The sequence below is a fragment of the Saccharopolyspora sp. NPDC047091 genome (assembly GCF_040643635.1).
In the GTDB taxonomy this organism is placed as follows: domain Bacteria; phylum Actinomycetota; class Actinomycetes; order Mycobacteriales; family Pseudonocardiaceae; genus Saccharopolyspora_C.
On sequence record NZ_JBEYUS010000011.1, the window covers coordinates 1 to 15,406 of the forward strand.

The window sequence follows — 15,406 nt, forward strand, 5'->3', positions numbered from 1 at the left end:
GGCGACCGACCCGGTGCCGATGGACATCTCGAAGGGCGAGATGTTCCGCCAGGGCGGCAGCAGCTACCCGAGACTGGTCCGGCTGGAGAACGGCGGCCTGGCGAACGGCCGCGTCCTGGCCAGCATGACGACCTACGTGGACAACGCCGGACGTGCGGTGATCTACGAGAGCACCGACGACGGGAAGTCCTTCCAGCCCGTCGGCGAGATCCGCGACCCGGCGGGCGAGAACGCCAAGGGCATGTGCTGCTCCACCCTCTACGAGCTGCCCCGCCAGGTCGGCGACATGCCCGCGGGCACCCTGCTGTGGGCGGGCACCGCCGGCGTCGGCGACGACGAAGAGACCCGCACCAGCAGCGTCCGGCTGTGGCGCAGCGACGACCACGGCCGGAACTGGACCTTCATGTCCGACGTGGTCGCCAAACCGCCGGGTCCGGGAATCTGGGAACCGGAGTTCACCGTCTCCGCGGAAGGCGATCTGGTCGCGTTCTACTCGGACGACATGGACCCGGCGCACGATCAGAAAATGGTGCAGATCCGGTCGAAGGACGGGATCACCTGGACCGACGAACGCGATGCGATCAAGCAGGACGAATTCCGGGTCCGGCCGGGCATGGCAGGGGTTCGGCAATTGCCGGACGGCACCTATGTGATGACCTACGAAATGTGCAACTTCGACCCGGTGCACACCTGCACGGTGTGGATGCGGACCTCGCCGGACGGCTGGGACTGGGGCGACCCCTACGACCCCGGAACCGAGATCGTCTCGGACACGGGCGGGCAGCCGCTCGGCACGCCGACGATCACCTGGGCGCCCGGCGACGACCCGAACGGCAGGCTCGTCCTCGCCTACCAGATGCTCGCGGGCGACGAAGGCGGCTGGGCGCCCGGCAACGGCCGCACCCTGATGGTCAACGACCACCCGTCCGACCTGTCCACCGGCTGGCGCGAGATCGACGCCCCGGTGCACATCGACCACAACCAGGGCAGCACCTGCCGCGGGTTCAGCCCGTCCGTCGTCCCCACCGAGGACGGGAAGTCGCTGATCCACGTCGTCACGGACTTCGAGAAGTACATCGGCGGGCCGTGCGAGGCGTTCTTCGGCACCGGCCCGATCGACGGCGACGGCGACGCGGCGACCGCGGACACCGGCCGCACCCCGCTCGACCCGCGCCCCGGGCGCTGAGCGGGACACCCGTCCGACGAGAGGTGAACGGCCCGCTCGCCCCGCCACGCAGGGCGGACGGGCCGTTCGGGCGTCAGGTGCGCAGCGTCGCGTGCGACCCGTCCAGCTCGGCGAGCGACGTCACGCCGAGCAGCCGCATCGTGCGCTCCACCTCGGTGCGCAGGATGTCCACCGCCCGCTGCGCGCCGCGCTCCCCGCCTGCCATCAACCCGTACAGGTAGGCCCGCCCCACCAGGCAGGAATCCGCGCCGCGCGCCACCGCGGCGACCACGTCCGCGCCGCTGAGGATGCCGGTGTCCAGCAGGATCTCCGCGCGGTCCCCGACGGCCTCGCGCACCCGAGGCAGCAGCTCCAGCATCGTCGGTGCCCGGTCCAGCTGGCGGCCGCCGTGGTTGGACAGCACCACCGCGTCCGCGCCCAGCTCCACGACCTTCGCCGCGTCGGCCGCGTTCTGCAGGCCCTTGATGACCAGCGGGCCGTCCCACGCCTCCCGCAGCCATTCGACGTCCGCGAAGCTCAACGAGGGGTCGAACATCTCGTTGATGAGTTCGGCGACGGTGCCCTCCCAGCGGTGGAAGGAGGCGAACGACAGCGGCTCGGTGGTGAGCAGGTTGATCCACCACGCCGGGTGCAGCGCCCCGTCCGCGATCGTCTTCACCGTCAGCGACGGCGGGATCGTGAGCCCGTTGCGCACGTCCCGCAGCCGCGCGCCCGCCACCGCGGTGTCCACGGTGAGCATCAGCGCCTCGTACCCGGCTTCCTGCGCCCGCTGCACCAGGTCGCGGCTCGCGGCGCGGTCCCGCCACACGTACAGCTGGAACCACTTGCGGGCGCGCGGCGCGGCGACGGCGAGGTCCTCCACGGACGTGGTGCCCATCGTCGACAGGGCGTACGGGATGCCCGCGCGCTCGGCGACCCGCGCCACCGCGGGCTCGCCCTCGTGGTTCATCATCCGGGTGAAACCGGTGGGGGCCAGTGAGAACGGCAGCTCGGAGCGCTCGCCCAGCACCGTCGTGCTCGTGTCCACTTCGGACACGTCGCGGAGCACGGAGGGGTGGAACTCGATGTCGTGGAACGCGCGCCGGGCCCGCCGCAGGCTCGTCTCGCTCTCCGCGGCGCCGTCGGTGTAGTCGAAGACCGCGCGCGGGGTGCGGCGGCGTGCGATGGCGCGCAGGTCCGCGATGGTGTGCGCGTTCGACAGCCGCCGCTCGGTGGGGTTCAGCTTCGGCGGTTCCACCCGCAGCAGCGGGCGCAGCTCGGACCAGCGGGGGATCTGACGCCGCACCATCGGGCACCGTCCTTCCACGTCGTCGTGATCGACGCGGCCGACCCTATCCGGCGGGAGCGGGCGCGGGCACCGCCGAAGACGGGCGGGCGCGGCCACCCGGTGACCGCGCCCGCCCGGATCCTGCACGCTCCTGCCGATCAGCCCTGGAACACGACCGTCCCGCCGCTGCGCGTCTTCGACGCGAAACCGACGATGCGGCCGGAGTCCGCCTGCACCGGGGTGATGTCGGCCTGCTCGACCGCGTCCGCGGTGGAGGTGCCCGCGCCGCCGAACTGGCGCACCGCCGCGTAGTAGACGTTCGCGGCCGCCTTGCACAGCCCGTCGTCGTCGCAGATCGAGTACATGTCGGCCTTGAAGTTGTCGTCGACGCGCAGCCGGCCGTCGTCGGTGAACCGGTCCTGCGCCTTGTAGTTGCGGTAGCCGAAGTCGTGCCGGTCGCAGCTGGTGGAGAAGTCGAAGCCCAGCGGCTGGTCCGGCGAGTACGAGCAGCTGTCGGAGGACCAGTCCAGCTGGTCGGCGTGCGGCTGCTCGGACCGCAGCTCGACGAAGTCGTCCAGCGAGGTCTCGAACAGGTAGCGGTCGGTGATCTGCCGCAGCTCGCCGTCGGACAGGTCCGCGTGCGCGGTACCTGCGGACAGCAGCAGCGCGGCGCCCGCGGCGACGGAGGCGACGAGGCCGCGGCGGATTCGTGCGGAACGGAACACGGGATCTCCTCGGGATCAGGGTGGGGCCTGCACGGATCACCCAGTGTTATAGCGGTTGCGCGCGGTGCGCGTGGGACTGTTCGGGTTTTCACCAGGTGAACCGGGTGTCGCGGCACGTGGCCAGGCTGGTGATCACGACGAGCGGAGGGGGTCGGGTGAGGCTCAGCACGACGGTCTTCGGCGACGGCCCGCGCACGGTCGGCCTGGTGCACGGGCTCGGCCAGTCCGGGGCGCTGTGGGAGGACTTCGCGGCACCGCCGGCCGCGAGCGGGTGCACGGTGCTAGCGGTGGACCTGCGCGGCCACGGCGACAGCCCGCGCGGTTCGTCCTACCTGCTCGACGACTTCGCCGCGGATCTGGTGGACACGCTGCCGACCGGGCTGGACGTGCTGGCCTGCCACTCGCTGGGCGGCTCGATCGTGCCGCGCGCGATCGGTGAGCTCGCGCCGAAGCGCGCGCTGTACCTGGATCCCGGGTTCCGGCTGGCGCTGCCGACGAGTGGGTTGCGCGCCCGGCTGTTCTGGGCGGCGCCGCTGGTGAGCCTGCTGATCAGCGCGCTGGGCCGCCGCGATCAGCAGCGCCGCGCCGCGGCCGCGCACACTCCGCGCACCCGCGAGCTCACCGCGCGGGCGAAGCGGGACTTCGACCGGCGCATGATCGGCGAGGTGTACCGGGACATCGCCCACCACCCGTTCTCGGCCGCCGCACCCGAGGTCCCCAGCACCGTCGTCCTCTCCGGCGAAGCCGAGGCGGTCGTGCCCGCCGACCTCGCCGCCGATCTGGTCCGGCACGGCTGGGACGTCCGCCGCCTGCCCGACCTCACCCACGAGTTCTGGCTGGAGAACACCCCCCAAGACCACCGAAGCCGACCTCTTCTGACCGGTACCGCCCGATGGTGTCGGTGCGAGCACGCCTGTTGAGGTACCTCCAGGCTGTTTTTTGCGGTTAACTTGCACGAGAAGGCTCGAAGCTCGACCTCGGAAGGTGTCCCATGCTCCGGAGCTTCCGGCTCGGCAACCACCGCTCGTTCGCGGAGGAGCAGGAGCTGCTCCTCATGCCCGCTTACGACAGGACGCGCGAAGTCCTGCCGGTGGCGGCGATCTACGGGGCGAACGCCTCGGGCAAGTCGAATCTGCTGGACGGGCTGCGGTTCATGCGGTCTGCAGTGGTGGATTCCTTCGGCCACTGGGACGCGGACGGTGACGGTGGTGTGCCGAGGCGACCGTTCCGGCTCGACCCCGCACTTCGAGCAGAACCCTCGACCTTCGTCGTCGAGCTGCTCATCGAGTCCGTCCGCTACACCTACGGGTTCGTCCTGGACGACTCCGCGGTGCGCGAGGAATGGCTCTACTCGTATCCGGAGAACCGGCGCCGGGTGCTCTTCGAACGCGAAGGTCGCGAGGTGAAGTTCGGCTCGACAGTCCGGACGGCGAAGGTCAAGCGCGAGGTGCTGGAGGAGATGACCCGGGAGAACGCCCTGCTCCTCTCCGTGGCAGGGCAGTCGCGGTTCGAGGAGGTCCAGCCGGTTCACCGGTGGTTCGTGCGCACATTGCGCTTCCGGAGTTCGGCTGCGAACCGCCCGGCGACACTCGGAGCCAGACGACTGGCCGATTTCTTGGAACGCGGTGACACATCTCGGGAGCAGGTGTTGAACCTGATCCGAGCGGCGGACCTCGGCATCGCGGACGTCCAGGTGGAGCGACGCGAAGACCGCAGCCGCATCGATTCGTACCTGTGGCACGTGAAGCGCGCCGAGGAAGCGGGTGATTCCGAAGGAGCGGACCGCTGGAAATCCCGGGTGGCCGAACTGGAGGCCCGTGGCCCGGATGTGGAGACGCTGCTCAAGTTCGCGCACGCGGAAAGCGGCGACGAGCTGTTCGACCTCCGCGACGAATCACAGGGCACGCAGCAGTGGATCGGGCTGCTGCCGGTAGTCCTGTCCGCGCTCCGCGACGGTTCCGTCCTCGTCGTCGACGAGATCGACACCAGCCTGCACCCGTTGCTCACCTCGCGGTTGATCGGTTTGTTCCGCGACGAGCGGATCAACGCCGCGCAGGCCCAGCTGATTCTCACCACGCACGACACGAGCCTGCTCGGCACGATGCTCGACGAGGCTGCGCTCCCGCGCGATTCGGTGTGGTTCGTGGAGAAGGACCGCGCCGGGCGGAGTTCCCTCTACGCGCTGTCCGACTTCAAACCGCGCAAGGGTGAGAACCACGAACGGCGCTACCTGCACGGCAGTTACGGCGCGGTCCCGTTCACGGCGGCCGAGCGTTTCGCGGAGGCATTCGGGGTCGACCGGTGACCCGCCGGGAGAACAGGGGTGGGCGTCGTCGGCCCAAGCTGACCTCGAAGCCTCTCGTGCTGGTGCTGTGCGGCGCAGCGGAGACCGAGCGCCAGTACTTGTCCGCGCTGAGCTCGCACCTCCGCACCTTGGCCGTCGACGTGCAGCTCGAGAGTGAGGCGGTCGACCCGGTCACGCTGGTGGCGAAGGCCGAGCGCTGGCGGCGCAGGCATCCCGACGCCTACGACGAGATCTGGTGCGTGGTCGACGTGGACGAGTTCGACATCGACCAGGCGCGCGCCGCCGCCAAGAAGGCGAAGATCAGGCTGGCCGTGTCCAACCCGTGCTTCGAGTACTGGCTGCTCCTGCACTTCGAGGAGTACGACGGCGCGTTACCCGACTACGCGGCGACCGCGCGCAGGCTCAAGCGCCACGTGCGCCACTACGCGAAGGCGGCGATCGCCTTCGACGACTACCGGGAAGGCCTTGCGGACGCCCGCGCGCGGGCCGAGCGCAGGTGCGAGCACGAGTGCGAGCACCAGCGGAACCCGTCGAGCGGGGTCTGGCGGTTGGTCGACGTGATGGACGGACGCCGCGGCTGACCCCGCTCAGCGGGGGAGTTCGAGGAGCATTCGGGTGTTGCCGAGGGTGTTGGGCTTGACGTACGGGAGGTCGAGGAACTCGGCGACGCCTTCGTCGGCGGAGCGGCGCATCTCGTCGTAGACGTCGGGGGAGACCGGGGCGCCGTCGATGGGGCGGAAGCCGTGGCGGCCGAAGAACGAGGTCTCGAAGGTGAGCACGAAGACCCGGGCCAGCCCGAGCTCGCGCGCCAGCCCGACCAGCCTGCCGACGACCTGGTGGCCGACGCCGCGGCCGCGGGCCGCCGGGTCGACGGCGACGGTGCGGATCTCGGCGAGGTCCTCCCACAACACGTGCAGCGCCCCGCAGCCCACCAGCCGCGGCGCTCCGTCCTCGTCGGTCAGCTCGGCGACCCAGAACTCCTGGACGTGCTCGTAGAGCGTCACGAGTTCCTTGGCCAGCAGCACCTTGCCCGCGTACGAGTCGACCAGGGCTTTCATCCCCCGGACGTCGTCGACCCGAGCACGCCGAATCGATATCGCCCCAGTCGCATAGTCATGCATGGCTCGAATGCTACCTTTCCCGCGTCCCGCAGGTCGACGCTCGTCGGAGAACCCGCGGTGACCGGATGGCCCGTCCGCGAGACGAGATCAGCACCCGGCGCGGGGTCGCCGTCCGCCGGTGCGTTCGGCGGACTCGCGGGCCGCTCACCGGGCGCGCGCGCAGGGCCGCCGGACGCGACGGCTAACCTCGGGTCATGCCAGCAGGGTCCACATCGCGCCGAGTGTCCATGGTCACTCTGGGTTGCGCGCGCAACGAAGTCGATTCCGAAGAGCTCGCGGGAACCCTGCACGAGCGCGGCTGGGACCTCGTCGACGGTGCCGACTCCGCGGACGTCGTGGTCGTCAACACCTGCGGATTCGTCGAATCCGCCAAGAAGGACTCGGTGGACACGCTGCTGGCCGCCTCCGACACCGGCGCGAAGGTCGTCGCCGTCGGCTGCATGGCCGAGCGCTACGGCCAGGAGCTCGCCGAGCAGATGCCGGAAGCCGACGCCGTGCTCGGCTTCGACCACTACGGGCAGCTCGCCGAACGGCTCGACGACGTGCTCGACGGCAAGCCCCTCGCGTCCCACCAGCCCCGGGACCGCCGAACCATGCTGCCCATCACCCCGGTCGAGCGGCCCGCCGCCGCCACCGAGGTCGCGGTGCCCGGCCACGGCTGGGTGCCCTCGACCCGGGTGAGCAGGCGCAGGCTGGACAACGCCCCGGTCGCCTCGCTCAAGCTCGCCTCCGGCTGCGACCGGCGTTGCACGTTCTGCGCGATCCCCGCCTTCCGCGGCTCCTTCCTGTCCCGCAAGCCCGACGAGATCCTCGGCGAAGCGGCCTGGCTGGCCACCCAGGGCGTGCGGGAGCTGTTCCTGGTCAGCGAGAACTCCACCTCCTACGGCAAGGACCTCGCCGACCCGCGCGCGCTGGAGACCCTGCTGCCGCGGCTCGCCGGGATCGAGGGCATCGACCGGGTGCGGGTCTCCTACCTGCAGCCCGCGGAGACCCGGCCCGGGCTGGTCCGCGCCATCGCCGCCACGCCCGGCGTCGCCCCCTACTTCGACCTGTCCTTCCAGCACGCCAGCGAGACCGTGCTGCGGCGGATGCGGCGCTTCGGCTCCACCGAGTCCTTCCTGGGCCTCATCGAGCAGATCCGGGACCTCGCGCCCGAAGCCGGCATCCGCAGCAACGTGATCGTCGGGTTCCCCGGCGAGACCGAGGAGGACTACGCCGAGCTGCGCGACTTCCTCACCAGGGCTCGGCTGGACGCCGTCGGCGTGTTCGGCTACTCCGACGAGGACGGCACCGAGGCCGAGGGCTTCGACGGCAAGCTCGACGAGGACGTCGTCGCCGAACGCGTCACCGAGCTGTCCGCGCTCGTCGACGAGCTCACCGACCAGCGCGCCGAAGACCGCATCGGCGAGACCGTGCGGGTCCTCGTCGAACGCGGCGCCGACCACGAGGACGGCTGCGCGGGCCGCGCGGAACACCAGGGGCCCGAGGTGGACGGCGAATGCCTCCTCGTCGATCCTGGGAACGTCGTCGTCGGCGACGTGCTGCGCTGCGAAGTGGTCGGCAGCGAAGGCGTGGACCTCGTGGTCCGGCCGACCGGCGACGAGCTCGAACGGCAACGTTCCGGGGAGACGACATGAGCGCCGAAGGCGCGGCTTCGGGAGCGGCGCCCGACACCCGTCCGGTGCCGCTGCTCAACATCGCCAACGTGCTCACCGTGTCCCGGCTGCTGCTGGTCCCGGTGTTCCTCGTGGCGCTGCTGTGGGAGGACGGCCACCAGCCGCTGTGGCGGTGGGTGGCGCTGCTGGTGTTCCTCGTCGCGGCCATCACCGACCGCATCGACGGGGAGCTCGCCCGCAGGCGCGGCCTCATCACCGACTTCGGCAAGATCGCCGACCCGATCGCGGACAAGGCGCTGACCGGTGCCGCCCTCGTCGGGCTCAGCCTCGTCGGCGACCTGCCGTGGTGGGTCACGGTGTTGATCATCGCACGTGAGCTGTTCGTCACACTGCTGCGGTTCTGGGTGATCCGGCACGGCGTGATCCCCGCCAGCCGCGGCGGCAAGCTCAAGACGCTGCTGCAGGCCATCGCGATCGTCGCCTACCTGCTGCCGCTCGGTGCGCTGATCGATCCGCTGCGCTGGGCCATCATGGGGGCCGCGGTGCTGGTCACGGTCGTGACCGGGCTCGACTACGCGGTGCGGGCCTGGCGGCTGCGGGCTGCGGGCAGGCGCGCCGAGGGCGCGGGATCGTGACCGCCGCCGCCGAACTGCTCGGCCTGCTGCGCGACCGCGGGGAGACCGTCGCCACCGCCGAATCGCTCACCGCGGGCCTGCTCGCGGTGACGCTCACCGACGTGCCCGGCGCCAGCGACGTCGTGCGCGGCGGGCTGATCGTCTACGCCACCGACCTCAAGGACCGGCTCGCCGGGGTGGACGCGGAACTGCTGACCCGCGGCGGTGCCGTGCAGCCCGCCGTCGCCGAACAGCTGGCCGTCGGCGCCCGCGAGCGCTGCGCCGCGACCTGGGGCGTCGGGCTCACCGGAGTCGCCGGTCCCGACCCGCAGGACGGCGCCGAACCCGGCACCGTGCACCTCGGATTCGCCGGTCCGCGCGGGACGAACGTGCTGTCCACCAAACTCGACGGTGATCGCGCCGAGGTGCGGGCGGCGGCCGTTCGAGTGGCGTTGGAACACTTCGCGGCACTGCTGCGTTGAACGTTCCGGAAGTGTCCGCGCGCCCCAGCGCTGCGGAATCGTCGCCGAACCGCGCACGCGCGGCGGTGCCGAGGACGTTCGCCCTCGGCGGATTAGCGGATGATCGCTCTCGTAACGGCGTTGCGATGAGTAACGTAGGGGGCGTTGACGCGTAGCGCACGATGTAAGCGACGAAGGAGGGAGGCGCGCGATGACCGTGTTGTTGCGGGAAGCAGTCGGTGAAAGGCTGCGCCGCGCCCGGACCGCTCAATCTCGTACGCTGCGAGATGTCTCGCGCGCCGCCCGGGTGAGCCTCGGCTACCTCTCGGAGGTGGAGCGAGGGCGCAAGGAGGCTTCGAGCGAACTGCTGGCCTCGATCTGCGGCGCATTGGACCTGCCACTGCCCGAACTGCTCGTCACGGTCGCGGGCGACCTCGACGGGTCGGGCTCCGTGCTCACCCCGGCGATGGTCGAGCAGCGCGGTGCCGCCGATTTCGACGGTGGCCGCCTGGTGCCCAGCCTGATGGGCGCCGACCTCGCCGACACCGAGCTGTCCGGTGCCGACTTCGCCGGTGCCGAAGCGGCGGGCGTCGACGCGCAGCTCTCCAGCGAGGACCTCACCGAGGAGCAGCACCGCCTGCAGCCGGTGCTCAGCCAGCGGATCAGCGCACCGCTGCGCAGCTCCGGTGGCGTCGTCGTCGCAGCCTGAAACCCGCCGTTCCGCGGAGTGGTGCGCCCGCACCGCTCCGCGGAACCTCGCGGCGCCCTCGTGCGTTGATCGGGTGGACCGTGCGGAACCGCGGCCGCCACCCGGGCGCGGGCCCGGTCGGCGGTGCTGGTTCGATCATGGCGTGACCGCTCGGGGGTCGCTGGGGGCAAAATCCCGGAGATCTTCGCATCCTGGTGGAACCGGACACCGCGCCCTGACACGATGGGTGCGGCGGATCCAGGAGAATGGGACGCGACACGGCTGGCACCGGCACGCGCCGGACCTTCGGCATCGGGTCCAGGTCCACGGTCGCGACACGCGCACGGGCAGCACCGGCAGGAGAGAAGGCAGGCGGAGGAGATGGCCAATCCGTTCGTGAAGTTCTGGAAGTACCTGATGGCGTCGTTCTCGTCGAAGATCGACGAGAACGCCGACCCGAAGGTGCAGATCCAGCAGGCCATCGAGGATGCGCAGCGCCAACACCAGGCACTCTCCCAGCAGGCGGCCTCGGTGATCGGCAATCAGCGGCAGCTCGAGATGAAGCTCAACCGCCAGCTCGGCGAAGTCGAGAAGCTGCAGTCCTCGGCCAAGCAGGCCCTGGTCATGGCGGACCAGGCGCGCGCCGAAGGCGACACCGCCAAGGCGCAGAAGTACGAGGAGACCGCCACCCAGCTGGCGAGCCAGCTCGTCACCGCCGAACAGGGCGTGGAGGACCTCAAGACGCTGCACGACCAGTCCCTGCAGGCGGCCGAGCAGGCCAAGCAGGCGGTGGACCGCAACTCCCAGATGCTCCAGCAGAAGATCGCCGAGCGCACCAAGCTGCTCAGCCAGCTGGAGCAGGCCAAGATGCAGGAGCAGGCGTCCAACTCGCTCAAGCAGATGAGCGACCTCGCCGCCCCCGGCAACACGCCGTCGCTGGACGAGGTGCGAGACAAGATCGAACGCCGCTACACCACGGCGCTCGGCGAAGCCGAACTGGCGCAGAACAGCGTGCAGGGCCGGATGATGGAGGTCCAGCAGGCCTCCCTCGACGCCGCGGGCTCCAACCGGCTCGAACAGCTCCGCGCCACCATGGGCGGCGGCCAGCAGCAGGTCACCGGCGGTCAGCAGGCGAGCGGCCAGACGGCGGAACCCGCCACCCGGCCGCAGCAGCAGAACCCGCAGACCGGCCAGGCCTGATCGAGCCGGACGATGCCACCGCGGAGGAACGAACTCGCGGCATGGGGCGAGGCCGCGCTGCGCGAGCTGCGCGGCCCCGTCGCCGGTGAAGTGCGCCGCACCCTCGCGCGGTGGCGCGATCCCCGCGCCCGCCTGCTGCGCAAGCGCAAGCGGGCGCGGCGGCAGGCCACCGCCGGAACCGTCGGGACCGGCGTGCTCGGCGTCGGCACCTACGGGGCGTTCGCGCCCGAGACGTTCGGCATCCCGGTCGGCGACGGCGTGCTGGAGACGATGTTCGACGTCGCCGGATTCGGCGTCGGTGCCGTCGCGCTCGCCGCCGCCGCGGGCACGGCCGTCGGCTGGCGCCGCTACCGCAGGCTGCTGAAGGCGCCGCTGCCCGCGGCCGCGCCGGAGCCGGTGGAACTGCCCGCGCACGGATCGCAGGCCAGGGAACCGATGCGGCTGCTGCGCGACGCCGAGCAGAGCCTGCACGAATCGTTGGCGCAGCTCGGCGACGGCGGCTTCGGCGAAGCCACCGAGGCACGGGCCACCGCCGACCGCGCCGCCACCGCGCTGCGCGAAATCGCCTCCCGGCTGCAGGCCGTCGAACGCGCACTGCCGCACGTGCCCGGCACCGAGCAGGGCGCGCTGCGCTCGGACGCGCAGCGGCTGCGCACCGAACTCGACGAAGGCGTCGAGGGCTACCGCCACCTGGTCGCCGCCGCGGGCCGGGCCGTCGCCGCGAGCGGCGCCCCCGAACAGCGCCACGCCGTGCAGGACGCCGCCGACCGGCTGGGCGGTCTCGCCGCCGCGCTGGACGAACTCGACCGGGGCAGCGGAACCGCCGGATCGGCGGACCAACCTCGCGCGTGAGTCGCGGAACAGCAGGTCGGCGGCCTCGCGAGCTGACTCCACGTCGACCTGGGTGACTCATCTCTTCACCCGGATGACCCCGTTACGGGTTGATTATGTGATGCCGAATAGTAATCTTCCCAGCGTCGCTACGTTACGTGGCGGCGATCCCCGCAGGTGGGGACAGTCGGGGAGGGCGATGTGGCGTTGTGGACCGTGCACGGCAACGGTCGTCAGCTGGTGGACGACGCGGTCGTGGGGTCCGGCGAACGGCTCAGCTGGCCGCTGACGTTCGGGTTCGGGTTCCAGCACCTGATCGCCATGTTCGGCACCACCACCCTCGTCCCGCTGCTCACCGGATTCCCCGCCTCCACCACGCTGCTGCTGTCCGGGCTCGGGACGCTGCTGTTCCTGCTCGTCACCCGCAACCGGGTGCCCGCCTACCTCGGCGCCTCCGCCGCCTTCGTCGTCCCGATGGGAGCCGCCGTTGACCACGGCGGCGCCACCCCGGGAGCGCTGCTCGGCGCGATCATGATCGTGGGCCTGGTGGTCTTCACCTTCGGGGTCGCGGTCAAAGCGCTCGGCGTGCGGCTCCTCGAATCCGCGATGCCCCCGGTCGTCACCGGGGGCATCGTGCTGCTGATCGGGCTGAGCCTCGCGCCGCAGACCGTGCGCTCCTTCAGCGTGCAACCGGTGCCCGCCGTGATCACCCTCGCGGTCGTCGTGCTCGCCACCGTGCTCAGCCGCGGCATGCTGCGGCGGCTCGCCGTGCTGCTCGGCGTGCTCGCCGGCTGGACCTGCGCGGCACTGCTCGGCCAGGTCGACCCGGCGCGGCTCGACGCCGTCGCCCGCGCACCCTGGTTCGGGGCACCGGAATTCGTCACCCCGCAGATGCACCTGTCCGCGGTGCCGTTCGTGGCGCCGATGGTGCTCGTGGTGCTCGCCGAACTCGTCGGCAACGTGAAGGCCGTCGGAGCGATGAGCGGGCGCAACCTGGACGGCCAGGTCGGGGACGCGCTCATCGGCGGCGGGCTCGCCACGGCGCTCTCCGGCGCGGGCGGCGGCTCCGCGCTCAGCAGCAGCGCCCCGAACGTGGGAGTGATGGCCGCGGCCCGGGTGTACTCCACCGCCGCGTGCATGATCGCCGCCGTCGCGGCCGTGGTCCTCGCGTTCTGCCCCAAGCTCGGCGCCCTGCTCGGCACCATCCCGGTGGGCGTGCTCGGCGGGGCGCTGCTCGTCGTCGTCGGCGTGCTCGCGCTCGTCGGAGTGCGGATCTGGAGCGAGGCGGGCGTGGACTTCGCCGACCCGGTGAACCTCGCGGTGCTGGGCACCGCCCTCGTCGCCGGCGTCGGCGACCTGACATTGTCGCTGGGCGCGCTGCGGTTCACCGGGCTGGTGTGGGGATCCGTCGGGATCGTGCTCGTCTACCCGGTGCTGCGGAGCCTCGCGGACGCGGTCTCCGCCCGGCGGGATGCTTAGCCGGCTCGTGCGAAGCGACGGGTGCGGCGCCCGCTGCGGGATCGCTCCTCGTCGGCGGCAACGCCCGGTGGGGGCCGCTGCGGCGCCGGTTGATCGGGTGCTCGCCGCTCATCGGCTCCGCCCGCCGGCAAGAAGGCCCGCGCGGTGCGGCGGGGGAGTTCAGGGGCCGGGTTGGCAGCGGGGGCAGTGGTAGGTGACGCGGTCCGCTTCGGCGTCGCGGTGGACCGGGCCGCCGCAGCGCAGGCAGGTCCGGCGGCCGTACACCCAGTAGCGGGCGTCCCGGCGGAGATCGCCGGTGGTGGACCGGTCCGCCCGCAACGCGTTGCGCAGCAGCAGATCCCGGCACAGCCGCACCGCCCGCTCCGCGTCGACCTCCGCCACCGGGACGTGCGGGGAGCGGCGCAGCAGGAAGCACACCTCGGTCCGGTAGATGTTGCCGACGCCGGCCAGCACCGACTGGTCCAGCAGCGCGGCGCCGATCTCGCGCGCCGGATCCGCGGTGAGCCGCCGCACCGCCTCCGCCGCCGCCTCCGGGCCCCACTCCGGCGACAGCAGGTCCGGGCCCAGGTGCCCGATCAGCTCGTCCTCGTCGGCGGTGCGCACCCAGCGCAGCAGGCGCAGGTCGAAGCCCACCGCGGTCCGGCCCGGCACCTCCAGCACCGCCCGCGCCCGGTGCGCCGCCCGGCGCCACCGGCCGCCCGGTGGGTACAGGTGCCACGCGCCGTCCATGCCCAGGTGGCTGTGCAGCGTCCGGCCGTCGGTGAAGCGGATCAGCAGGTGCTTGCCCGCCGGGCGCACCTCGCGCACCGTCCGGCCGCGCAGCGGCACCTCGGCCAGCCGCGGATGGCGCAGCTCGCCGCGCACCAGTTCCGTCCCCGCCAGCGCCTCGTCGAGACGCCGGCAGGTGAGGAACACGGTGTCGCCCTCCGGCATCAGGCTCCCGGCGCGTCGCCGTCGAACTCATCCAGGTCCTGATCGCCCGGATCGTCCTCGAACGAGTCGTCCGGCAGCGGATCCCGGCGGCGGCCCGCGCGCAACGTGCGGGCCAGCAGCAGGTTGAAGCCCAACGCGACCTCGCGAGCACCCGGCGTTCCCCACTGGTGGATCGGCATGCACGCGCCCTGCGCCTGCTGCACCGCCAGCCGGTCCGGCAGCGCCACCGGCATCACCAGCGGGCCGAAGATCTCCCGCAGCTCCTCGATGCGGAACTGGTGCTCGTGCGACCGCGGCCGCACCCGGTTCACCACCACGCCCAGCGGTTGCAGCCGCGGGTTGTTCTCGGCCCGCTCCGCCTGCACCGCCTCGAACGCGCGCTGCACCCCGGACACCGCGAAGATCGTCGGCTCGGTCACCAGCAGCGCCCGGTCCGCCGCGATCAGCGCCGACCGGGTCAACCGGCCCAGCGACGGCGGGCAGTCCAGCAGGACCAGCTGGTACGGCAGCTCGCCGTCCGCGATCAGCGCGTCCAACGTCGACAGCGCCGTGGTCAGCTTCGCCAGATCTCCCTCACCGTCGTGCGGGCCGCCGTTGTACAGCTCGGCGTCCTCCGACCCGACGAGGACATCGACCTCCGCACCCCATCCGCTCGGCGCCACCGCCGCGCGCAGCACCTCCGCGCGCGGATCGGACAGCACATCGCTGAGACCCAGCCGGGTCTCGTCCGGCTCCAGCGCGGCCGTCGCGTTGCACTGCGGATCCAGGTCCACCACCAGCGTCCGAGCGCCGCGGCGCATGGCCGCCGAAGCGAGCCCGAGCACCACGGTCGTCTTCCCGACACCGCCCTTGAGGCTGAGCACTGCCACCGTTTGCACGCCCGTAGCCTACGGAACCGGACCGATCACGTGTGCCGCTGCGCCCGCCGTCCCGCCCCGCCGGTGCGTCGCCCGGTCTGACCCGCCATTACGCTGCTGGCC

The 15,406-nt window shown here is 71.8% G+C and carries 16 protein-coding genes; 11 read left to right on the top strand and 5 right to left on the bottom strand.

Translation table 11 applies throughout. The features are described 5' to 3' along the window. Positions 1-1,186 (top strand): sialidase family protein (locus tag ABZ805_RS07680; protein WP_358435911.1); only part of this gene is annotated, 1,186 nt, incomplete at its 5' end. Between the two features lie 73 nt (positions 1,187-1,259). Here ABZ805_RS07680 and ABZ805_RS07685 read toward each other — a convergent pair. After that, positions 1,260-2,474, bottom strand: a complete 1,215-nt coding sequence (locus ABZ805_RS07685) for an alpha-hydroxy acid oxidase (RefSeq protein ID WP_358435913.1) — start codon at positions 2,472-2,474, stop codon at positions 1,260-1,262. Positions 2,475-2,611: 137 nt separating this feature from the next. After that, positions 2,612-3,178: a phospholipase gene (locus tag ABZ805_RS07690; protein WP_358435916.1), complete on the bottom strand. Its 567-nt coding sequence runs from the start codon at positions 3,176-3,178 to the stop codon at positions 2,612-2,614. 155 nt (positions 3,179-3,333) lie between these two features. On the opposite strand from ABZ805_RS07690, the gene ABZ805_RS07695 reads away from it, so the two are divergent. The 3 genes from ABZ805_RS07695 to ABZ805_RS07705 all read left to right on the top strand — a co-directional run bounded on the left by ABZ805_RS07695 (position 3,334) and on the right by ABZ805_RS07705 (position 6,064). Then, complete coding sequence (locus tag ABZ805_RS07695; protein ID WP_358435918.1) at positions 3,334-4,098, top strand: alpha/beta fold hydrolase; 765 nt, start codon at positions 3,334-3,336, stop codon at positions 4,096-4,098. A gap of 134 nt (positions 4,099-4,232) precedes the next feature. Next, positions 4,233-5,483: an ATP-binding protein gene (locus ABZ805_RS07700; RefSeq protein ID WP_358436204.1), complete on the top strand. Its 1,251-nt coding sequence runs from the start codon at positions 4,233-4,235 to the stop codon at positions 5,481-5,483. A 56-nt stretch (positions 5,484-5,539) separates the two neighbouring features. Next, entirely contained in the window at positions 5,540-6,064 is a 525-nt protein-coding gene (locus tag ABZ805_RS07705; RefSeq protein ID WP_358435921.1) for an RloB family protein, read from the top strand. 6 nt (positions 6,065-6,070) lie between these two features. On the opposite strand, the gene ABZ805_RS07710 is transcribed toward ABZ805_RS07705, so the two are convergent. Further along, on the bottom strand, positions 6,071-6,604 hold the full coding sequence (locus ABZ805_RS07710) for an amino-acid N-acetyltransferase (RefSeq protein WP_358435924.1): 534 nt from the start codon (positions 6,602-6,604) through the stop codon (positions 6,071-6,073). A 194-nt stretch (positions 6,605-6,798) separates the two neighbouring features. Between ABZ805_RS07710 and rimO the strand changes: the two genes are divergently transcribed. The 7 genes from rimO (at position 6,799) to ABZ805_RS07745 (ending at position 13,493) form a co-directional block, all read left to right on the top strand. Beyond that, on the top strand, positions 6,799-8,241 hold the full coding sequence (gene rimO, locus ABZ805_RS07715; protein ID WP_358435927.1) for a 30S ribosomal protein S12 methylthiotransferase RimO: 1,443 nt from the start codon (positions 6,799-6,801) through the stop codon (positions 8,239-8,241). Continuing rightward, positions 8,238-8,855 carry a CDP-diacylglycerol--glycerol-3-phosphate 3-phosphatidyltransferase gene (gene pgsA, locus ABZ805_RS07720; protein WP_358435930.1) on the top strand — a complete coding sequence of 206 codons (618 nt, stop codon included), beginning with the start codon at positions 8,238-8,240 and terminating at the stop codon, positions 8,853-8,855. Before rimO ends, pgsA begins: the two co-directional genes overlap by 4 nt. Further along, positions 8,852-9,316, top strand: a complete 465-nt coding sequence (locus ABZ805_RS07725) for a CinA family protein (RefSeq protein WP_358435932.1) — start codon at positions 8,852-8,854, stop codon at positions 9,314-9,316. The genes pgsA and ABZ805_RS07725 overlap by 4 nt, the downstream gene beginning before the upstream one ends. 190 nt (positions 9,317-9,506) lie before the next feature. After that, positions 9,507-10,004 (top strand): helix-turn-helix transcriptional regulator, encoded by a 498-nt coding sequence (locus ABZ805_RS07730; protein WP_358435935.1) that lies wholly within the window; start codon positions 9,507-9,509, stop codon positions 10,002-10,004. Between the two features lie 360 nt (positions 10,005-10,364). Further along, a complete protein-coding gene (locus ABZ805_RS07735) occupies positions 10,365-11,183 on the top strand; it encodes a PspA/IM30 family protein (RefSeq protein WP_358435938.1) in 819 nt (272 codons plus the stop codon). 12 nt (positions 11,184-11,195) lie between these two features. Further along, positions 11,196-12,035, top strand: coding sequence for a hypothetical protein (locus tag ABZ805_RS07740; RefSeq protein ID WP_358435941.1), 840 nt, complete (start codon positions 11,196-11,198; stop codon positions 12,033-12,035). Positions 12,036-12,215: 180 nt separating this feature from the next. Then, complete coding sequence (locus tag ABZ805_RS07745) at positions 12,216-13,493, top strand: solute carrier family 23 protein (RefSeq protein WP_358435944.1); 1,278 nt, start codon at positions 12,216-12,218, stop codon at positions 13,491-13,493. 159 nt (positions 13,494-13,652) lie between these two features. On the opposite strand, the gene ABZ805_RS07750 is transcribed toward ABZ805_RS07745, so the two are convergent. Then, positions 13,653-14,426 (bottom strand): DNA-formamidopyrimidine glycosylase family protein, encoded by a 774-nt coding sequence (locus tag ABZ805_RS07750; protein ID WP_358435947.1) that lies wholly within the window; start codon positions 14,424-14,426, stop codon positions 13,653-13,655. After that, entirely contained in the window at positions 14,426-15,304 is an 879-nt protein-coding gene (locus tag ABZ805_RS07755) for a ParA family protein (protein WP_358435950.1), read from the bottom strand. Before ABZ805_RS07755 ends, ABZ805_RS07750 begins: the two co-directional genes overlap by 1 nt. Positions 15,305-15,406 lie beyond the last annotated feature (102 nt).